A 20186-nucleotide genomic window follows, 5' to 3' on the forward strand; every position below is an offset into this window, starting at 1 on the left:
TTATTTTGCTGTTTCAAGTGTTCAAGTGGCTGGCCATATTTGACCAGCCTAGTACTGATGACTTATGAGTGTATTTCTAATCGCCTAATTAGGGGCTTAATATCTTCGAGGTAGCCCTCGTCTTTCAAGTTAGAAACGGCAACTTGAAGCTCTTCATTGGACATTGCGAAACAGCTCGATTTGCCTGTCATATAGTTGAGGTAGTCGTGATATTCATGCTCAGTAAAGTGACCAAGACGATCAACCAACAAGCTTTTAATGCCATGATGAATAAGGCGATAGTATGTATGACGATGAATTTCCATAAGCTGCCTCTCTTAGCTATGTCAGTCTGATGTCTCTCTCAGACTGAGAAAGTGGCAAAGACAAAATATTGCCACTTTTTCATTCATAGCTGTCTAAAAGCATAATAAGTGCCACAACTACTGAAAATGCCATGTCATAGATTTTTTATTAACGATATTAACCAGTTAATGTAGGTTAAAGTCACGTCAACATCCAAACACATATGAGGCGTTGATAATGAAAATGAGTCCCTGGGTTATCGCATGATAGGTGACATGCAAATTGCGAGTCGTTTTGAAACAGCGATGTATTAGACAGGAGCAGGTGCTAATGCAGTGGTCAACACCTCATCTAATGCTTGCTTTGATGTCGGCTTGGATAAATGACCATCCATCAGTTCATTGATTTTTTTTAGCTCTTTATCACCCGACTCTCCGGACAGAGCAATGATGGGCAAAGATGGGTGTGAGCGTTTGATGATGCTAGCCGCTTCAAACCCATCCATTATCGGCATTTGAATGTCCATAAAGACGAGATCAATAGGGTTGTTCTGAATCGTCTGAACTGCGACCTTCCCGTTATTGGCTAGCAGGACGTTATAGCCTAGTTGCTCAAGATAAAGCTTAGCAAGTAAAAGCTGAACCCGCTTATCGTCTACTACGAGGATTAACGGCTTTTCCATTCGTTTGGCTGAGGACTTTATCTGATTTGAAATAGCAATCGTTGGCGTGCTGGAAATGAGCTCCAAGGATTCGTTAGCGCCGTTATTAAGTTTAACATTAGTGGTGTTAGGCATCGGTGGAAAAGACAAATAAAATGTTGTGAAATCTCCTTCTTTTGACTCACAGCAAATCGTGCCACCAAAAGCCTTCATTACACGTTGACAGTATCCTAGTCCTAATCCACTGCCACCGCTTTTGTTGTGGCTAAAGAAGTCGTCAAATATTTTAGACAAATATGCTTCAGGAATACCGGGACCAGTATCTGAGAATATAACTTGGTTTTGGTCATTACCTTTTAATGTTCGGATTGTTATTGTGCTATCAGGGTAGGAGTCAAAGTAATATATCGCATTACGTAGCAAATTGAAGAGAACGAAGTTAAACAGGGTTTCGTTTATTTTTACGACAAAATCTTGCTCAATATCTAAGTGGATTCTTTGACGCATAGAATCGTCATCAAACCCATATTGGTTCACTGCTGCAAGTATCACCGATGACATAGATGAAGGGAGTACAGGCTCCTGATCGAGCGATGCATTATCCACTTCGCGCACTATGATATCAATTAATTGGTGACCACGTTTTATGGCCTGTTTTCCTTTGTTTACGTGGGTAGCAAGTTCTTCAAGTGGTCGGTTGCTATCGATTCCTGAGCCTAGGTGCTCAAACTGAAATTGGACTTGAGCGAAGGGGTTACGCATCTCATGGGCAATAGAACTTGCTAAGGCTTGTGACTGACGAACTTCTCGTTCGTAGTTAATATGTACTTGTACTTTTTTAAACACCCTCTCTAACGCGGATAACTCTTCATAGGAAAAATACACACCATCATTCTTAGAACTTGACACTAAGACATGTGAAAGATTGTTTTTACTCTTATATATAGGGAGAACAAGTGCCGATTGCGTCTTGTTCATATTCTGGTGAACGAGACTTAATGTCTGATTCCCAAGTTGTGACAATACCTCTTCAACCTCTTCAATGACGAGTGCGGTACTGTGATCTTTAAAATATGCACGATATAAATGTGCGCCTTGATAGTCATCAAGTAAACGAAGCTTATCTTTGGGGACTTGCAAATAATTGGCAAGGCTTTCTATGGCTTGAGCTGGTGAGTGCTGAAATTCTTCCTCCAGCCGAGAAATACGCTCTACAGGGCATATTGAATCACCGTATAGAAGCAGGCTGGCTCCTCTTCTTATCGCTTTGTAGAGTGTTTGCCAAGTCACGCCAACGAGCAATACTGATAGCAGTACATCGGTCAATCTCATTTCAATAAAGGGATAAAGAATTGAAATCAAGGTTGCATAAATAAGAGCGGTTGTTCCAACGTTTAGAGCTACAAAGCAAATGTATTTTGGACTATAGAATCTAGAAGTAAGTAGTCCATAACCCATGAAAAGCATTTCACTGAGTGAAAGCGTTGGTGGTAACCAAGTGAGTGAAAATTCATTGAAAAAATAGGTTAGGCCTACTTGAATAATTGCTGTTGAGCACATGAATATGGTTATACCCAATATCATGTAGTTGATACGAGTTCTGCGGATTGGGCTATTACTATTTTTAAGTGAAAGCAGGTTAGTAAATGTAAGTAAAATCAGTGTTACGATGCCAAGAAAGAAGTATTTAGTGTATGGACCGAACTCCAGTCGAAAGTTACTCGGTGCGGTAATTTCTATGCCTTTTATTGTCCAGCCTGGAAGTAGATTACAAGCAACACTAGAGATAAAAATGGCAAAAACCAATTTCTGTTGCCAATAAGGGACTGATTGTCCTGTGTAATGTTTGTGTAGCTTTGCAATAAAGCAATAAGCACAAGCAAATGCAATCAAGTTGGCTAAGTTGGCTAAGATAGCCATATTGATAGCCACTTCATGACTAAATTGCTTAATCAGGTCTGTATGAAAATAGCTATTACTCAGCATCCATATGAAAACACCAATTGTGTAGCCAATATAGTAGCTATATTGCTGCAAACTGAACGTACCATGACGTTTTGCAAGCGCTGTACAAAAGTAGACAGCCCACAATAGTACGAGTAGGGCGGTTAAAACTAAAACAACCGCCTTGGTATACATTAATTGATTCAATAAATAATTGAACATGATGTTCTGTTTTCACCAGCTTTTGACATTGCTATCGTGGGTCCGAGTTGGGTTGGTGTCTTTGTCGGTATTCATTTGTATCTAGGCAATTAACTGACTTTTGAGTGAAAAATGTAAGACAACCAATGACTAATGTGAGTTAGTAGATTCAACGTTGATAGACTTATTTACCTGACAAAAGCAATTATGCAACTGGTTTTTTATTTGTGTCTGAGCGCTGTCCCACTTTTTGATATGAAAAGCTTGTTCTATGTAAAGTTTTAGAGTGGATAATGACTAAATTTAGTCTGGTCCGGCTGAATGGCTTACTCGATGAACAGTATGATGATAAACGAAAAAGCGGTGAAAGTGAGTCTCCCTTTTACCGCTTTTTTATTCCACCTTTCTTTGAGTGTTATTCTGCTTCCCGCATAGAGGAGTTGTTAATGAGCATTCATCGATAGAGCTGATGTTAACATTTGTTCGAGCGCTTGTTTGGTTGTCGGTTTCGAAAGGCGTCCATCCATGAGTTCACTAATCATACTTAATTCTCTTTCTCCTGACTCTCCAGATAACGCAATAATGGGAATTGTCGGGTAAGAGCGTTTTATGATGCTTGCCGCTTCAAAGCCATTCATGACGGGCATTTGTATATCCATGAAAACTAGATTAATTGGGTTGTTGTGTATAATCTCAATAGCGACTTTGCCATTGTTGGCTAGGACGACATCGTAGCCTAGTTGCTCAAGATATAATTTGACAAGGGAGCGTTGAACTTCTTTATCATCGACAACTAAAATGAGGTGCTTATCGGACCTCTCAATAGAGTGTGTCAAATTAGCGACAAAGGTAGTCGTTTGCTCTAGCATACTAGTTTTCACATTTTGAGGCGCATCGTTATCTACTTTAACTGGTTTTACTCCAGCGACAGTTGGGAATGATAGATGAAACTCTGTGAATTCTCCTTCTTGGGACTCGCAGCGAATTGAACCTCCGAATGCTTTCATCACTCTTTGGCAGTATCCCAAACCAAGACCACTTCCTCCACTTTTGTTATGGCTGAAAAAGTCATCGAAGATTCTTGTTAAGTAATCTTGAGGTATACCAGGGCCAGTATCGGAAAAGATGACTCTATTTTCATATTCTCCTGCTTCTGTTCGAATGCATATAGTGCTATTAGGGTATGAATCAAAATAATAGATAGCATTACGGAGCAAGTTAAATAGTACAAAGTTAAATAGCGTTTCATTGAGCTTAACAACAAAGTCTTGTTGGATATCTAGCTGAACACGCTGTCTCATCAGTTCATCATCAAATCCATATTGATTGACCGCTGAGTGAATTGCTGAAGATATAGATGTCGGTACAGCAGGTTCTTGATCTAGAGACGAACTATTGACTTCACGAAGAATAATATCGATCAATTGCCGACCTCTATTGATAGCTTGCCTCCCCTTGTCTACATGTATAGCTAGATCACTATATGATTGTCGACTTTCAATCTTTTGCTCTAAGTTTTCAAATTCAAACTGAACTTGTGTAAGTGGGTTTCTCATCTCATGGGCGATGGAGTTCGCAAGAGCTTGGGACTGTCGCACTTTTCTCTCGTAATTGATGTGGACCTGAACTTTCTGCAAAACTCGCTCGAGAGCAGACAGCTCTTCATTGGAGAAGTGCAAGCCATCGTTTTTATAACTAGAAACTAGTACATGGGAGAGCCTATTTCTTCCTTCATAGATAGGAAGCACTATTGCTGACTGTGTCTCGCTCATGTTGTGATGGATGTTGCTCAACGTTTGGTCTCTGGTCTTAGATAGCTCCTCTTCAACCTCATCAATCACAAGCGGAGTAGTGCTGCTTTCGAAATAAGGCCTGTAAAAGCTTGCACCTTGGTAGTCATCAAGTAAACGAAGATTTTCTTTTGGTACACCTAAGTAGTTAGCAAGCATATCTATTGCCAAAGTCGGTGAATTTTGAAATTCCTCTTCTAGACGTGAAATTTTTTCTACCGGAGAAAGTGGGTCACCATAAAGGGCTCGACTTATGACCATTTGCGTTGTTTGATAAGCTTTTCGCCATGTCAGTCCTACAAATAGCACTATCAGTATAACTTCTGTCCGCTTAACATCGTCAAATACATTGAGAACAGATAACAGCCCCGTATAGATCAAAGCGGTAGCTACTACGCTGGTCATGATAAAGAAAACGTATTTGGGGCTATAAAATCTCGATGTAAGCAATGCGTAGCCCATAAACAACATCTCACTTACTGAAAGTGCTGGTGGTAGCCAGGTCAAAGAGAAGTCATTGAAAAAGAATGTGAAACCAAGTTGGATTATTGCTGTGGAGCACATGAATATGGTCATACCAAGAATCATATAATTAATTCTTGTACGACGGATCCTATTACTACATTTTTTAAGTGATAGCAGGTTGATGAAGGTTAGTATAACTAGTGCTGTGAGCCCTAAGAAAAATGGTTGTGTATAGGGGCCAAAGTCTAGCTCAAATTGACTTGGGCCCGTAATTGTAACTCCTTTAACCGTTAGTTCAGGAACTAGGTTACAGATGACTCCAAAGATGACAATGACCGTCACCGAAAGGCTTTGCCATGCAGCAACGGACTTATGAGCGTAGTAGGTTTGTAATTTTACAGAAAAGAGATAAGCAGAAGTAAACGCCACTAAGGCTGAAATATTTGCTACTACTGCCATATTAATTGCAATAGCATTTCCAAATTCTTTCAGTAGCCCAGTATGAAAGTAGCTATTACTCAATATCCAAATGAACAAACCCGCAGTGTATGAGATGTAGTATGAATATTGCTTCAAGCTCAAAGAACCGTGTCTTTTAGCTAAAGCCATGCAGAAATAGCCTGTCCATACTAGAACTAGAGTTGCAGTAAGGGCTAAGAACACAGCTTTTGTATACAAAATTTGACTAAATAGATAACTGGACATGATGTTCTTCTAGCACCGGCTTGTGATGTTGTTTAAGCTGACTTAAAGTTTGTCTTTTGTACTTTCTAAAGTCAGAGTTTTGTAATTCATAGTTAAGGTTTTTTATCAACCACAGCCCCTTGTAAGTCGAAAACCCGCTATCGGAGAGAGCATTCCTGCTGATATGACAGTATGCGTCAGTGGGTAGACTCTCATAATACTTGATCATGAACGGTTGTTCGATCACAACAAAAGCGATCTCGAAGCTTTTCTCGTGAAGCTGCTTCATTAATCGCTTTTGTGATAGGTACAAAAAGAACATTTTCTGGTTCTGAGTTCCACTGACTGTCATGCGAATGATCTCACAACAATGATGTTTAGTGGATAGTTCCGGCCAAATTTGTGTGTCAAAGTCGGCTGCTGAAAGTGACAGAGGGCTAGAGAGAAGGTGATGTGTTACTCCAAGTTGTGCCAGAATATTACGCTTAGGAACTAACTGCCAGTTTGGAGACATAAAGAAAGATGAGAAATAAAGCCAATTCTTAGCGTCTTCATATAAGTTTATTCTCACCGTTGAGACTATCGTGGGGACAGTTGTTTCTTCCGAATTATACGTCAGTATAAAGTGCCTCCCTGCGTTTGACAGTTCAATAGAACCAAGCATCTCGTACCATTGTTGCTCTTTAACAAAGGTCGAAAGGTTTATTAATGTGACTGCATCTGACAATTTCATCGGGGTATCAGAATGCAGAGTATAATATTGCTGTTCATGGTTAGATATGTCTTCAATAACACTATCAGTGAAATTATCTTCATTGATTGAGATCTGTTTTGGATAGCTTCCACTCATGGAAGAAGTACCACAATATTTTTCTTTAATTTGCCATATTAGATATTCGCACCAAGCTTCCGCCCAGTTATCGAATAACTGATAGGCTTGACGTTCTATCGTGTGCCAACCCTGCGGTAGATAAGGGCACTCCTTGCTAATGATTTTCTGGTAGTAGGTTGAGTTTACCTTCTTTGATGAACTTTGATATTTAAGGTCAGGAATAAGTTCATCTATTTGTTTAAAGCGAGCATTCAGAACTTGATTAAAAAATAGGTGAGTTTCGTTTTCAAATAAGCCTTTTAATTTCTTGAACCACGATGCTCTCTTATCTTCCAGTTTACCTGTCGGTAGTAATTGATTTGTATTAACCATAGACGTTGTAAGTTGCATTTATATTTTTATACTTGTCTATTTACATGATGACAGTGTCAATGCAACTTGATTTGTATGACTATCTGAGCTTCATCTCATCATTTTATAAAAATATGACAGATTGTTAATGTAATTTTGGGTTTTATAATCGGGGCTGTTACAAAAGTCGATGGAAAGTAGTATTTAGTTGTTGGGGTGTTTAGGTTTTAGCGATTACTGTGAGCCTGGTTTAGGCATCATTGGCAGTAGCGATAAAATGATGATTTAACTTGGTTAGTATTCGTTTTTGAGTTTTATGTAAATATAATCAGAATGAAATTCCTTGAGGCTAGAAATATGGAGGCTAATCTCTGGATTTATAGAGCCAGATTACATCCTGAGTGATACATAAATCTAGATTAAGAATACTATATACTGCTGATTTTTTTGGTTAATTTGCGTTCTCTTAACAAAAAAGTTGGCGAAAATCAGAAGGTTGGCATACACTTTCCCAAGTAAAGCCGATATGTTGTTGATTGGCTGGGCAAAATGCTTTGGCGCTACCCATTCGGTAGCAATGTTTAACACAGCTTTGAGGAAAGTTTTATGGCGCTCACAAAGGCCGATTTGGCAGAAAACCTGTTTGAGAAGCTCGGATACAGTAAACGGGATGCCAAGGAAACGGTTGAGGCGTTTTTCGAAGAAATTCGTAAGGCACTAGAGAGTGGCGAACAGGTAAAACTGTCTGGATTTGGTAACTTTGATCTCCGAGAAAAAAATGAACGTCCAGGTCGAAACCCAAAGACGGGTGAAGACATTCCAATCAGTGCTCGTCGCGTTGTCACCTTCCGCCCGGGGCAAAAACTAAAAGCCCGTGTAGAAAATGCCAAGGTAGAAGACTAACACGCATGATGCTTGTCAGTTGAAACCTACAGAATTCTAGAAGACGGATTAATCGATAATTCGTCCTCTAGCTATTTCTAAAAATACCCAAGCTATCACAGCTTGGGTATTTTTGTTCTTAATCTCTTTTCCATAGAATGTGGCAGAATTTGTGTTCTGGATCTCGGCTCACTAACAAACGAGCAAACACTTCATCTAACACATCATTCTCTTCATTGACTAGGCCTATACGTACTTCAGCGTAGGTTTCTTTGTTGACTTCAAAACCTACGTGGCCCGCCCAATCGTCGCCAGTTTCAACCAGTTCAGCTGCACCACGGTCATCAAACTGAGCGGTGAATATGATCACATCTGCCGCTTCTAGATTATCCGCAGCCATCTCTAGGAAGATGTCGTAAGCCGTCTCAATGGCGTCGTCATAAGAGATAAGTTCAGACATAATTAGGCTCGGCTCATGTATTTGCGTTCAGTTGTGTTGATCACAATGCGATCACCTGTTGCTATGTACTCCGGTACTTGAACCGTAAGGCCTGTTGCAAAACGTGCAGGTTTTGTGCGGGCAGAGGCTGATGCGCCTTTGATTGATGGATCGGTTTCCTCAATAACAAGCTCTACGGAAGCAGGAAGCTCTAGACCAACAGCGTTGCCATCGACCACAATAACGTGTAGCCCCTGAATTTCTTCAGTAACGAACATGAGCTCTTCTTCGATCTCTTCTTTCTTGAAAGTGTACTGCGTGTAGTCTTCGTTATCCATGAAGATGTATTCGTCGCCATCGACGTACGAGAAAGCCACAGCACGTTTAAACATGTCCACGGTCTCAACCACGTCGTCCGATTTAAAACGTTCGTCAACTCGTGCGCCAGTGGAAAGGTCAGTACAACGCAGTTTGTAGATTTTTGCGCCGCCACGTCCACCTGGTGTGGTAACTTCGATATCTTTGATCAGGAGAGTTTTACCATTAGATTCAATCGCAAAACCTTTTTTAAGCTCACTTGCCCTTGGCATAAAAGTGTTTCCTTAGTGTGGAATGGAATTGTCGTATTATATACATAGAGTTTAGGGTAAGGAATATCTTGATTCGTGTCAGCGTGTAGGCGAACATTAAGATATCGAAAGTCTAACAATTATTGCTATCAATTTAATGCTTCTTTCCGTTATCGATCCTAAGCAACCTTTTCAAGAAAGGTACCAACCTGCCATCAATGATCTTATTGCTTTTCTAAGAGGAGGATTAGGCGATAATTTACACAGCGTATATATCTATGGAAGCGTGGCTCGCAAACGAGCGAAGCCACATCGTTCGAATCTTGATGTCCTAGTCGTTACGCATGAGAGCTTTAGTGATATCAGAACAACGCTCTTCAACTCGATAAAGTGGCGATTTCAGAAGTCTTACCCTTTCATCACTGAGGTCTCTTTAAAAAATACACTCGCGAAAGAAGTAGCAAGTTTAGAGAGTATTTTTTCTTGGGGTTTCCAGCTACGGCACTGTTCTGTTTGTATTTATGGTGAAGACTTATCTGAATGTTTTGGCGACTATGAGCCGAGCTGGGAAATTGCTAAACATTGGAACATGGATGTGGAAGATTGGGTTGCCGTTTATCGCAATCGTATTGCGCGCTCTGCAACGCCAGAAGAGCAGTCCAAAGCTCAGAAAATTATTGCTAAGAAGCTGCTACGTGCGAGTTATTCATTGGTTATGTACAAAGACAAGAATTGGTTTGACGATCCTGTCGAGTGTGGTCAGAACTTTCTGCGCTATTATCCAGAAAAAAAGGTCGAGATAGAGCGCTTGGGGATTTTGCTCACTGGCCGCGTGATCGCAAAGCGCTCTGTCATAGGTATTCTTGATGGCTTCGGTGAGTGGTTGGCGAAGCAGTACAAAAAAACAGAATTTAAGATAGGGTAAGAGCTCGGCTGGATCAGAATAAACCTAGCTGCGGTTCGCTGAGTGTCGCAAAGTCGATGCCAATAAAAGGTAGGATAGCTTCGGCTACGGGTTTGAGTTGTTTATCAATGTAATGTTGATAATCGATAGTACTCTTAAGGTACTCTTTGGGTTCTGGACCAGAGATCGTGATCAAGTATTCTATTCGCCCTTTATTTTGGTATTGCAAAGGGCGGCCTAACTGAGCATTAATTTCGTCGGCTAATCGAGCGGCACGTACTTGTGGAGGCACATTTTTCTGGTATTCGTATAGTTTTCGACGTAAGCGCTTTTGATAAACCAATTCTTCATCAAACTGACCTGCCATGGTCTTCTCAACAAAACCTCGAATGTAACTGGAAGGGTCTTCACCGTGAAAAACTAGACTGTACAAGTCTTGTTGAAAGCGTTGAGCGAGCGGTGTCCAATCGGTACGTGCACTTTCCAGACCCTTAAAGACAATTTTCTCTTCTCTACCTTCGCCTATTAGGCCTGCATAACGCTTTTTAGATCCAGTCTCTTGGCCGCGAATGGTTGGCATCAAAAATTTTTTATAATGAGTCTCATATTCTAGCTCTAAGATAGAAGTGAGGTTGTATTCGTTTTTTAGGTGAGCAGTCCACCAAGCATTAATGTGTTCAACAAGCTGGTGCCCAACCTCATCGGCTTCGCTTTGCGAGAATTTCCCGTTTAGTGATACAAAGGTTGAGTCAGTATCCCCATAGATCACCTGATAGCCTTTCTCCTCAATCAGTTTCTTGGTTTGCTTCATGATGTCATGCCCACGCATGGTGATGCTGGATGCTAGGCGAGTATCAAAGAAGCGGCAACCGGAAGAGCCCAATACGCCATAAAAGGAGTTCATGATGATTTTAATCGCTTGTGAGAAGGCTTTTTCATTGTTTTTCTTAGCAACATCACGGGCAGCCCATAAGTGTTCGATCATCTCAGGCAGAAAATGTTTGTGACGATGAAACTGACCCCCGCGAAATCCTGCTACAGCCTGATTTTCACCTTTACCTACTTCCAATTTAAGGCCTTCTATTAAGCCCATGGGATCGATGAGAAATGAACGGATAATCGATGGATAAAGGCTCTTAAAATCCAGCACAAGTACCGAGTCATAAAGATTGGGGATCGAATCCATTACGTATCCCCCAGGGCTTGCCAACCAGTTCTCAGGTTGGAGATTAGGGGCTACGTAGCCGGCACGGTGAATTTGTGGCAAATAGAGATTGGTGAATGCAGCGACTGAGCCACCGACGCGATCTAATTCAACACCAGTGAGCTTGGAACGTTCAATGGCAAATTCGAGTAGGTGAGTGTGGGCAAAAATCTTGTTAACTAAAACACAATCCTGCAGGTTGTACTTGGCCAGTGACGGTTTGTCCTTTTTGAACATATGGTTGATTTCTGCCATTCGGTCATGGACGTTGTGAATTTGCTTCCCTTCGCCGAGCACCTCCTGTGACACTGACTCCAATGACCAACTTCGAAAATGGTAGGTTGCCGTTTTCAGAGTATCAATGCCGTCCATCACCACACGACCAGGGATAGAAATAAAGGCTTGCTGTGTGCTATTCGAGGTACGAAAAAAGCTCGCTTGGTTGGCTCGCCCAATGGTTAATCGAACTTTGTTCCATTCAGCTCTTTTATGTAGGAGTCGAAAGTCAAAATCGATGACATTCCAACCTACGATGACATCGGGGTCAAATTGCCTAAACCACGAGATCAATGAGAGGAGTAATTGCTTTTCATCTTTGACCCACTCGATCTCCGTTTCTGCCTCTTGTGGTTCTCCAATCATGATGACACGGCTGTCCATTGGACTATCTAAACCGATAGAGTAGAGAAGCCCCTTTTCTGAGCATTCGATGTCAAGTGAAACGACCTTTAACTGAGGGGTATAACTACCTTGGCGGCATTTCACATTGGAAACTTGAGTATAACCGTTTTTCTTTTGTGGCTGACCAGTAAACTCAACGCTGCCTTGAACAAAGCGTTCCATGAGATAGCGATCCGCCAGGCGTATATCATCCTCTAGGACGAGGATTTCTTGGTGCTTGAGCTTTTGACTCAGTAGTTGTGAGTCTTTAATCGTTGAACAGTAACAAGCAGCCAGCTTGGTGCCATCGAAGCTTTCAAGAGAGAGAGGCTTTACTTCGGCATCAACGGATAATTGCTTCATCAAGGAGAGACTTGTAGCTATATCCGCTTGAGGAATAAAGAAAACAGGTTTTTCACCTATGATCACAAGCCTAGTCGGGCCGCTATCAGTCGAGAGCCACAAATCAATTTGCGTTTTACCAGAAATATCTCTGGCTTGTCGAGTAAGGAGAAAACCGTGTTGGACTGCCATGAAACTGCTCTAAAAGAAAACCAAGCAACGGATGAAGCTTGGTTTCACTAGCTTAGCATAAGCAGGCGTGCTCTTAATAATAGATAAAGCCTGTCACCTTGGCACCAATATTCTCAGACTGCCAACTTTGGTAACTCAATTGTGTCCGCACGGCAAAATTACGGTTAAAGCTCCAGTTCCAGCTGGCATCAATCTCAACATGACTGTCATCCTGAGAGTCGATTAGCGCCATGTATTGAGTTTGTAATCCGATTCTGTGGTGACGGCCTGCTTGGTAAATGGCGCCCATCTCTAAACCTAGCCCCGGGATCGCATCATATTGAGTCAGAGTGCCGCCACTTACCGCACCTGATAAGAGCGAGTATACGTGGAGTTTATCCGAAGAGCCCCAAGCTTTACCAAATCCACCTTGACCAAACCATCTTCCAGCCAATTCATCGGACATAGGCTGCCTATCAAAGCCTGTACGAATGTTCCAAGCCCAACTATCGAACACCCTATTGCTGGGTGCGAGCGCCATTGTGTCGATAAAATAAAATCTATCGAGTCGAGAAGAGCCTTGCTGGTCGACACTCACTTGCGTATCTAGGAAGTTGATTTGGGCTCCCGGTATAAAGCCGTCCTGAGAATCAAGCAAATCGTGATACGCTGCTCTCCATTCAATAGTGGCTTGATTATTGTGTTCATCCCAGTATTGGTAGCTCAATCCGATCCGAGCGGATGCATGTCCTTTTTCCGGTGGGACTTCAGGTTGCGGAACAGGAGTAAATGGAGACTCTACTTTTATTCTACTACGCAGATAAAGTAGCTTGGTTAGCCTTTTGGCTGTCGGATCGCGCTCTAAACCAGAATCGTATAGTTGGAAGTTAAGCCATTCGTAAGCGAGTTCTAGGATTGCTGCTCGCTCTTGATCTGAGAACTCGCTTTCACTTGGGTATTCACCTTGTATGGCTCTTTGCGCCGCCTCGAAGGTCTCCTCGTTGGCTTCATTAGCTTGGTGTAATAATCGGGTTCCAAACGCTTCTCGGTAATGAGGTTCTGCTAACAATCCATTTTCAGCCAAGGCATACACAGTGTCTGATGGGATTGCTTGGATTGGGAAGCCTTCAATTAATCGTAAGTCGTCTCGGGCGACATCCAATAGTGAAAGAAGCTGGTAAGAGCAGTTTTCATCTAGGAAATAGTAATCAAACTCTGCCCGCTGCATTTCCCATAAGTGGAGCAAAACGCGATTGACTTCCTCTTCAGTGAGGTTGAGTTTGTATTCCCAGATATCTCTAGATTCGATGTCATTATATTCTCGAACTTTTCGATAGTATGGCATCACGGTATAACGACCGGGGTAGCTACCGAACAACCCTTTGAGCGCAAATAAGGCGGGGTTGTCGTCGGTTTCTGGCTCCGCAGCAAAATTAATGGCAAACGCGACTAATTCTTTGTGTCTCGTTTGGTCTTTGGAATCGACACGCAGCAGAGTGTGTCCAAACATAGAAGAAGGGTTATTCATAAATGCTGTGGGAAAAACCAGCGTAAGGCCTGCAGGGTCAATCACTTGGCTCCAAGTTTCTAGCTCTGGACAATTGAGTTTTGCCTGGCGGCCTTGTTGTTGCTCCAACCAGTGATAACGCGCAGGGTATTGGCATTGAGTCTCTACAGCGAGTTGTTTGTCTTCGGAGTACAGCCGACTGATAGTTGCTTCCAGTTCTGCTTTAGGGGAGTATTTTCCCTCTTTCGCAAGAAAAAACTCACTTTTATCAACAGTACTTTCGTAGCCAGATAGAAACGTCGGCAAATAGTGGCCGAGTTTGAGCCAATAGGAGTGCTTTGAAAGCTGATCGACATCGAACTCACTAGCCATTAACGTCGAAGGTAATAAAAGGCTTAAGCTTAAGCCGCACAACAAAGAGGTTTTCAGCACAGGTGACTTCATCTAATACACAGTCTTACGGTTTGGTTGAGTTTCTTACTTTCTGCGTCAAGACACAACGAATAATAGGAAGGCTTGAGAGTGATGTTAAAAAGGTGCCTAGGAAGGCACCTTTTAGGGGGTATAACTTAAATAGCGTAACCTGCTAGTTGTGCGTTATCGGCAACAACATTGTTTAGGTTTACAAATACTTCTTGAGAAGTGACATTTTCAGATTTGAAAACTTGGGCAAAGTTTTCTTGAGCTAGAGTATTGAATGTTGCTTTGTCCGCTTCATTGATACCCCAAACTTCAGAAAGAGTTGCAAGAGTTTCGCCTTCGCCTTTAGCGATGTCACGTGCTAGGTTATCCATATTTCCATCAATAAACATGGCTAGTTTTTCAGATGAAGAAATAGTGCCAGTACCGTCACAACCTAAAGTACCGAAAGTGATACCAAAAGTTTGGTTACCAGAAGTGCCGTTCGTTGTCGCCGCTAGAATTTTAGAAACCTTACCTGATTGACCGTCAAATACCATAGTACCCAAACCACAACCTACATCGTTATCAGCCAGTGCAAAGTTAGACATTGGAAGAGTTGTTGCTAGGGCTGCCACTGCTAGAAGCTTTTTCATAATATATCCTTATAAGATATCATTTAAAGTGTATTTATTTTGTGCAATTGTATGTATGCACTATGTATTAATAAGTGAAATTAGATTCATTTTCAATGGTAAGCCTTGTGTTGTGAGGCTATATGCAGATTTCTGAATCATAACCGCAGTGTATGGCTTAAATTATTGATTGTAATGTCATTAGTGTACTAAGCGGCAGATGTGAAAATAAGTACTTGCTAAAGTTTGCGTTTGGGCACATATTCAGAGTAAGCAAAAAACGAAATTTGAGTTAAAATAGGTTGCTATGCTGTCATCTGCTTCAGAGTAGATACAGAGCCAATCAAGAAGTGTGGAGATACAAGTTTGATAAGTGTTTTCCTTGTAGATGATCACGAGCTGGTTCGCACAGGGATACGACGTATTATTGAAGACGTCCGTGGAATGAACGTAGCAGGGGAAGCTGAAAGCGGTGAAGATGCAGCAAAATGGTGTCGAGGCAACCATGCCGATGTCATTTTGATGGATATGAATATGCCGGGTATTGGTGGCTTAGAGGCAACCAAAAAAATACTGCGTTTCAATCCTGATGTGAAAATCATTGTTTTAACTGTTCATACGGAAAATCCGTTTCCAACTAAAGTGATGCAAGCAGGTGCCGCTGGCTACCTGACTAAAGGGGCGGGACCAGATGAAATGGTCAACGCCATTCGTGTCGTTAATAGCGGCCAACGTTATATCTCACCTGAAATTGCTCAACAGATGGCGCTTAGCCAATTCTCTCCAGCATCGGAAAACCCTTTTGCCGATCTGTCTGAGCGTGAGTTACAGATCATGATGATGATCACCAAAGGGCAGAAAGTGACGGATATTTCAGAGCAGCTAAACCTGAGTCCGAAAACCGTCAACAGCTACCGTTATCGCCTGTTCAACAAGCTGGACATAAGCGGTGATGTCGAGCTGACCCACCTTGCTATCCGTCATGGAATGTTAGATACCGAGACATTGTAGTGAATGCCACATTTGACTCGGCTTCCTTTCTTAAAACAGTGACTAATCAGCCCGGCGTTTACAGAATGTATAACGCTGAGGCTGTAGTGATCTATGTTGGTAAAGCCAAAGATCTCAAAAAGCGTCTTTCTAGCTACTTTCGCAAGAAGGTAGATAGTGAAAAAACACGTGCATTAGTCAGTAATATTAACAAGATTGATGTCACGGTCACGCACAGTGAAACAGAAGCGCTGATCCTAGAACATAATTACATTAAGCAGTACTTGCCCAAGTACAACGTGTTACTGCGTGATGATAAATCATATCCTTACATCTTTGTCAGCGGGCATAAGCACCCTAGATTATCCATGCACCGTGGGGCTAAAAAGCGGAAAGGTGAGTATTTTGGGCCTTACCCTGATTCTGGAGCAGTAAGAGAAACGCTACATCTTATTCAGAAAATCTTTCCTGTTAGACAGTGTGAAGATACGGTGTACAGTAATCGGACACGCCCATGTTTGATGTACCAGATTGGCCGATGTGCAGGCCCTTGTGTTAGCAGCATTATTTCTGATCAAGACTACGCTGAGTTAGTTGGGTTTGTGCGTTTATTCCTGCAAGGAAAAGATCAGCAAGTATTGACGACCCTGGTTGAGAAAATGGAGCTTGCCAGTCGTAGCCTTAAGTTTGAAGAGGCGGCGAAATTTAGAGATCAAATCCAAGCCATACGTCGCATTCAGGAACAGCAATTTGTATCTGAAGACTCTCAAGACGATATGGATGTACTGGGTTTTGCTCAAGAAAATGGTATCGCCTGTATTCATATCCTTATGATCCGTCAAGGTAAGATCTTAGGCAGTCGAAGTCACTTTCCTAAAATTCCTAATGACACTACTCAGGAAGAGGTTTTCTATAGTTTTTTGAGTCAGTATTACCTGAGTCACAACGAAGCTCGAACCATTCCTACACGAATCATCCTTAACTCTGGATTGATGACGGAGTTACAATCACTGCAAGATGCATTAGGGGACATTGCAGGGAGAAAAGTTCACTTCCACGTAAACCCGACGGGCACTCGAGGTCGCTATCTTAAATTGTCGAATACCAACGCGCTGACAGCAATTACGACTAAGATCAATCACAAAATGACCATCTCGCAACGCTTTAAAGAGCTACGAGAAGTGTTGGGGATGGACAACATCTCACGGATGGAATGTTTTGATATTTCGCATACGATGGGGGAAAGCACTATCGCTTCATGTGTAGTGTTTAATCATGAAGGCCCTGTCAAACAAGAATACCGCCGCTACAATATCACTGGAATCACAGGTGGTGACGACTATGCTGCGATGGGGCAAGCTTTAGAGCGGCGCTACTCGAAGCAATTGGATGTCGAGAAAATCCCTGACATTGTGTTTATTGATGGTGGTAAAGGGCAGCTTAACCGAGCGCTTGAAATTATCTCTCAATATTGGGGAGATTGGCCTAAGCGACCACGCTTGATTGGCATTGCAAAAGGTGTGACCCGTAAGCCGGGGCTGGAAACTTTAATTAGCTCAGATGGTGAAGAATTCAATCTACCCAGTGATGCGCCTGCCTTGCACTTAATGCAACATATCCGTGATGAAAGCCACAACCATGCGATTGCTGGGCACAGGGCTAAGCGCGGTAAAACTCGGCGAACCAGTGCACTCGAAGGTATTGAAGGGATAGGGCCTAAGCGTCGTCAAGCCTTGCTCAAATACATGGGAGGTTTACAGGAACTGCAGCGTGCGAGCGTTGAAGAAATCGCCAAAGTTCCTGGGATTAGTGTTTCTTTGGCAGAAAACATTTATCAAGCATTGAAACAATAGGAAAAATCCCGCACCATAAGAGCCCTGTTTTTCAGCAGTAAACAGAGCAATACGCAAACGATAAGAGCCTCAATAAATATGCGTTTAAATATCCCTAACATTTTATCTTTACTACGACTTTTCCTTATCCCTGTATTTGTCGTAGTTTTCTATTTACCTTATGGCTGGGCTCCGTTTGCTGCTGCGATGGTGTTCTGGGTGGCAGGCTTTACAGACTGGCTAGACGGAATGTTAGCTCGAAAGTTGGGTCAAACTTCCCGTTTCGGCGCTTTTATCGACCCTGTTGCGGATAAAGTTCTCGTGGCGACGGCTCTTATTCTTATCACTGAACATTATCACTCTATTTGGGTGACGATCCCTGCTGTAACTATGATCGCTCGCGAGATCATTATTTCCGCGTTACGAGAATGGATGGCAGAGATCGGTAAACGCGCGAGTGTGGCTGTATCTTGGGTCGGTAAAGTGAAGACGCTTAGCCAGATGTTTGCTTTGTGGGTACTTATCTGGCGTTATGATGATTGGATGGTTTGGCTGGGGTATGTGGCTTTGTATATAGCAACAGTGCTTACCTATTGGTCGATGGCGCAGTATCTTATGGCTGCGAAAGACGATCTACTTAATGAAGAACATCACTAAAGAAGCGGGCGGTTGCCCGTTTTTTTATGCCTGAAATTTACTTTGTTTAAGCTAACTTAGTCAAAATCAAAAGAATTTTGGCAGTAAATTAATCAAATTGGCTGCTTTTGACTGTTAATTAGACAAACGATTCAAAAAATTAAAAATAGTGTTGACTCATTAGTTCGAATCCGTAGAATGCATCCCGTACCCAAGAGGAACGCAGAAAAGCATCCAATTGGAATTACGAAGGCGCGTTGGCAGAGTGGCTATGCAGCGGATTGCAAATCCGTGGACCTCGGTTCGACTCCGGGACGCGCCTCCATTTGCGACACTAGCTCAGTTGGTAGAGCGCAACCTTGCCAAGGTTGAGGTCACGAGTTCGAACCTCGTGTGTCGCTCCAAATTTCAGGATAGCGCTGAGAATGTAGCGATATCCAAGATGGTGTCTCCATCACAAATTAGATTTGTGTGCCCTGGTGGTGGAATTGGTAGACACAAGGGATTTAAAATCCCTCGGCGTTCGCGCTGTGCCGGTTCAAGTCCGGCCCGGGGCACCATCTAACGCATTTATGCGACACTAGCTCAGTTGGTAGAGCGCAACCTTGCCAAGGTTGAGGTCACGAGTTCGAACCTCGTGTGTCGCTCCAAGTTATGAAAGCCCTGACCGTAAGGTCAGGGCTTTTTTGATTATGGGGTACATCATAAAAATCAGCAGCGAAAGCTGCCGATTTCTAGTTATGGGCTCAAACTAGCTGCGCCAACATTTCTTCAGAGTAGTCAGTTAGAGCAGAGCCCGATTTTACTTTCTCTATATAATCTGGGTTTGCGATCAATGGTCGACCGATTGCCAGTAAATCGAATTTCCCAGCTTCAAGGGCAGCACTACCTGTCTCTGGTGTAAAGCCACCAACCCCCATTAACGTCTTACTATAATGAGAGCGCATATACTCAGATACTGTGCCGCCTAAATAATCAAATGTCATACTGTCATCAAAAATGCCAACGTGAAGGTAGCTCAAGTCTCGACTTTCTAGTGCTTGAAGTAAGTAATCAAACACCAATCGATCACGATTGTCGGCTTCCATGTTGAAGTAAGCGCCAGGAGAGAGCCGCAGTGCGGTTCTATTTTTACCAATGGCATCAACGACAGCGTCTACGACTTGTAGGGGGAAACGTGCCATATTTTCTGCCGAACCGCCAAACTCATCGTCACGAGTGTTGCTTGAATAATGAAGAAATTGATCGATTAGATAGCCATTTGCACCATGGATTTCAACGCCATCAAAGCCCGCCTCTAATGCATTGATGGCCGCTTGGCGGTAATCTTCAACCAACTCTTCAATTTCTTCGCGAGAGGCTGGTTTAGGAATGGTGTATGTCAGCTCACGCATGCGCGGTACACTTCCTTCAACGCCTATGGCAGAGGGCGCTAAAACGAATTCACCGTTGAAAAAGTGTGGGTGAGCAACGCGACCGGTGTGCCACAGCTGAACAAATATTTTTCCTCCTTTGGCATGAACAGCATCTGTCACTTTTCGCCATCCTGCTATTTGTTTCTGACTGTAGATACCCGGGGTGTTAGGGTAGCCTTGCCCATCTGGGCGAATGATGGTTGCTTCGCTGATAATAAGTCCAGTGTCTGCACGACGGGCATAATAATCTACCATTTGTTGAGTTGGTACTAAGTGATTGTCTGCCATGCAGCGGGTCAGTGGAGCCATCACAATTCGATTGTTTAGCGTAATAGTGTCGTTCAGTGCTATTGGCTCAAATAGGTTGTTCATGATGTTCCCTTGTATG

The 20186-nt window shown here is 42.6% G+C and carries 15 protein-coding genes and 4 tRNA genes; 9 read left to right on the forward strand and 10 right to left on the reverse strand.

The window, feature by feature from the left end; genetic code table 11:
- Positions 1–62: 62 nt before the first annotated feature.
- The 4 genes from L1D15_RS09095 to L1D15_RS09110 all read right to left on the reverse strand — a co-directional run bounded on the left by L1D15_RS09095 (position 63) and on the right by L1D15_RS09110 (position 7252).
- Complete coding sequence (locus tag L1D15_RS09095) at positions 63–305, reverse strand: hypothetical protein (protein ID WP_239875374.1); 243 nt, start codon at positions 303–305, stop codon at positions 63–65.
- A gap of 290 nt (positions 306–595) precedes the next feature.
- Entirely contained in the window at positions 596–3085 is a 2490-nt protein-coding gene (locus L1D15_RS09100) for a response regulator (protein ID WP_345779253.1), read from the reverse strand.
- A gap of 449 nt (positions 3086–3534) precedes the next feature.
- Positions 3535–6051 (reverse strand): hybrid sensor histidine kinase/response regulator, encoded by a 2517-nt coding sequence (locus tag L1D15_RS09105; protein WP_239875376.1) that lies wholly within the window; start codon positions 6049–6051, stop codon positions 3535–3537.
- Positions 6032–7252, reverse strand: coding sequence for an acyl-homoserine-lactone synthase (locus tag L1D15_RS09110; protein WP_239875377.1), 1221 nt, complete (start codon positions 7250–7252; stop codon positions 6032–6034). The genes L1D15_RS09105 and L1D15_RS09110 overlap by 20 nt, the downstream gene beginning before the upstream one ends.
- Positions 7253–7819: 567 nt before the next feature.
- Here L1D15_RS09110 and ihfA point away from each other — a divergent pair.
- Positions 7820–8116 carry an integration host factor subunit alpha gene (gene ihfA / locus L1D15_RS09115; protein WP_045974367.1) on the forward strand — a complete coding sequence of 99 codons (297 nt, stop codon included), beginning with the start codon at positions 7820–7822 and terminating at the stop codon, positions 8114–8116.
- Between the two features lie 118 nt (positions 8117–8234).
- Here the strand turns inward: ihfA and L1D15_RS09120 are convergent, their stop codons facing one another.
- Together L1D15_RS09120 and yeiP are read right to left on the reverse strand one after the other, a co-directional pair.
- The gene (locus L1D15_RS09120; RefSeq protein ID WP_239836667.1) at positions 8235–8555 is read right to left on the reverse strand and encodes an HI1450 family dsDNA-mimic protein; all 321 of its coding nucleotides are present in this window, start codon (positions 8553–8555) and stop codon (positions 8235–8237) included.
- 2 nt (positions 8556–8557) lie between these two features.
- On the reverse strand, positions 8558–9124 hold the full coding sequence (gene yeiP / locus L1D15_RS09125) for an elongation factor P-like protein YeiP (RefSeq protein ID WP_239836666.1): 567 nt from the start codon (positions 9122–9124) through the stop codon (positions 8558–8560).
- A 136-nt stretch (positions 9125–9260) separates the two neighbouring features.
- On the opposite strand from yeiP, the gene L1D15_RS09130 reads away from it, so the two are divergent.
- Complete coding sequence (locus tag L1D15_RS09130) at positions 9261–10028, forward strand: nucleotidyltransferase domain-containing protein (protein ID WP_239868288.1); 768 nt, start codon at positions 9261–9263, stop codon at positions 10026–10028.
- Positions 10029–10041: 13 nt separating this feature from the next.
- On the opposite strand, the gene L1D15_RS09135 is transcribed toward L1D15_RS09130, so the two are convergent.
- The 3 genes from L1D15_RS09135 to L1D15_RS09145 all read right to left on the reverse strand — a co-directional run bounded on the left by L1D15_RS09135 (position 10042) and on the right by L1D15_RS09145 (position 14946).
- Complete coding sequence (locus L1D15_RS09135) at positions 10042–12405, reverse strand: DNA polymerase II (RefSeq protein WP_239875378.1); 2364 nt, start codon at positions 12403–12405, stop codon at positions 10042–10044.
- Positions 12406–12478: 73 nt separating this feature from the next.
- Complete coding sequence (locus tag L1D15_RS09140) at positions 12479–14335, reverse strand: DUF4105 domain-containing protein (protein ID WP_239875379.1); 1857 nt, start codon at positions 14333–14335, stop codon at positions 12479–12481.
- Between the two features lie 125 nt (positions 14336–14460).
- The gene (locus L1D15_RS09145; protein ID WP_239836662.1) at positions 14461–14946 is read right to left on the reverse strand and encodes a DUF3015 domain-containing protein; all 486 of its coding nucleotides are present in this window, start codon (positions 14944–14946) and stop codon (positions 14461–14463) included.
- A gap of 345 nt (positions 14947–15291) precedes the next feature.
- Here L1D15_RS09145 and uvrY point away from each other — a divergent pair, with 345 nt between their 5' ends.
- From uvrY to L1D15_RS09180, 7 genes are all read left to right on the forward strand, one after another.
- Positions 15292–15936 (forward strand): UvrY/SirA/GacA family response regulator transcription factor, encoded by a 645-nt coding sequence (gene uvrY / locus L1D15_RS09150; RefSeq protein WP_239836661.1) that lies wholly within the window; start codon positions 15292–15294, stop codon positions 15934–15936.
- Positions 15936–17768: an excinuclease ABC subunit UvrC gene (gene uvrC, locus L1D15_RS09155; RefSeq protein WP_239836660.1), complete on the forward strand. Its 1833-nt coding sequence runs from the start codon at positions 15936–15938 to the stop codon at positions 17766–17768. Before uvrY ends, uvrC begins: the two co-directional genes overlap by 1 nt.
- A 78-nt stretch (positions 17769–17846) precedes the next feature.
- Positions 17847–18404, forward strand: a complete 558-nt coding sequence (pgsA, locus tag L1D15_RS09160; RefSeq protein ID WP_239836659.1) for a CDP-diacylglycerol--glycerol-3-phosphate 3-phosphatidyltransferase — start codon at positions 17847–17849, stop codon at positions 18402–18404.
- Positions 18405–18634: 230 nt separating this feature from the next.
- A tRNA-Cys gene (locus L1D15_RS09165) sits at positions 18635–18708 on the forward strand.
- Positions 18709–18711: 3 nt separating this feature from the next.
- Positions 18712–18787: transfer RNA gene (locus tag L1D15_RS09170), tRNA-Gly, on the forward strand.
- 69 nt (positions 18788–18856) lie between these two features.
- A tRNA-Leu gene (locus L1D15_RS09175) sits at positions 18857–18943 on the forward strand.
- A 14-nt stretch (positions 18944–18957) separates the two neighbouring features.
- A tRNA-Gly gene (locus L1D15_RS09180) sits at positions 18958–19033 on the forward strand.
- Between the two features lie 96 nt (positions 19034–19129).
- Here L1D15_RS09180 and L1D15_RS09185 read toward each other — a convergent pair.
- Positions 19130–20173: an alkene reductase gene (locus L1D15_RS09185; protein WP_239875435.1), complete on the reverse strand. Its 1044-nt coding sequence runs from the start codon at positions 20171–20173 to the stop codon at positions 19130–19132.
- Positions 20174–20186: the final 13 nt, after the last annotated feature.

It is taken from the genome of Vibrio sp. Isolate25, assembly GCF_022398025.1.
In the GTDB taxonomy this organism is placed as follows: domain Bacteria; phylum Pseudomonadota; class Gammaproteobacteria; order Enterobacterales; family Vibrionaceae; genus Vibrio; species Vibrio coralliilyticus_A.

Coding starts and splice junctions, on each gene's coding strand:
- L1D15_RS09105 (WP_239875376.1), bottom strand. CDS start 6,051: ATGTCCAGTTATCTATTTAGTCAAATTTTGTATACAAAAGCTGTGTTC.
- ihfA (WP_045974367.1), top strand. CDS start 7,820: ATGGCGCTCACAAAGGCCGATTTGGCAGAAAACCTGTTTGAGAAGCTC.
- L1D15_RS09135 (WP_239875378.1), bottom strand. CDS start 12,405: ATGGCAGTCCAACACGGTTTTCTCCTTACTCGACAAGCCAGAGATATT.
- L1D15_RS09095 (WP_239875374.1), bottom strand. CDS start 305: ATGGAAATTCATCGTCATACATACTATCGCCTTATTCATCATGGCATT.
- pgsA (WP_239836659.1), top strand. CDS start 17,847: ATGCGTTTAAATATCCCTAACATTTTATCTTTACTACGACTTTTCCTT.
- yeiP (WP_239836666.1), bottom strand. CDS start 9,124: ATGCCAAGGGCAAGTGAGCTTAAAAAAGGTTTTGCGATTGAATCTAAT.
- L1D15_RS09130 (WP_239868288.1), top strand. CDS start 9,261: ATGCTTCTTTCCGTTATCGATCCTAAGCAACCTTTTCAAGAAAGGTAC.
- L1D15_RS09140 (WP_239875379.1), bottom strand. CDS start 14,335: ATGAAGTCACCTGTGCTGAAAACCTCTTTGTTGTGCGGCTTAAGCTTA.
- L1D15_RS09100 (WP_345779253.1), bottom strand. CDS start 3,085: ATGTATACCAAGGCGGTTGTTTTAGTTTTAACCGCCCTACTCGTACTA.
- L1D15_RS09145 (WP_239836662.1), bottom strand. CDS start 14,946: ATGAAAAAGCTTCTAGCAGTGGCAGCCCTAGCAACAACTCTTCCAATG.
- L1D15_RS09110 (WP_239875377.1), bottom strand. CDS start 7,252: ATGCAACTTACAACGTCTATGGTTAATACAAATCAATTACTACCGACA.
- L1D15_RS09120 (WP_239836667.1), bottom strand. CDS start 8,555: ATGTCTGAACTTATCTCTTATGACGACGCCATTGAGACGGCTTACGAC.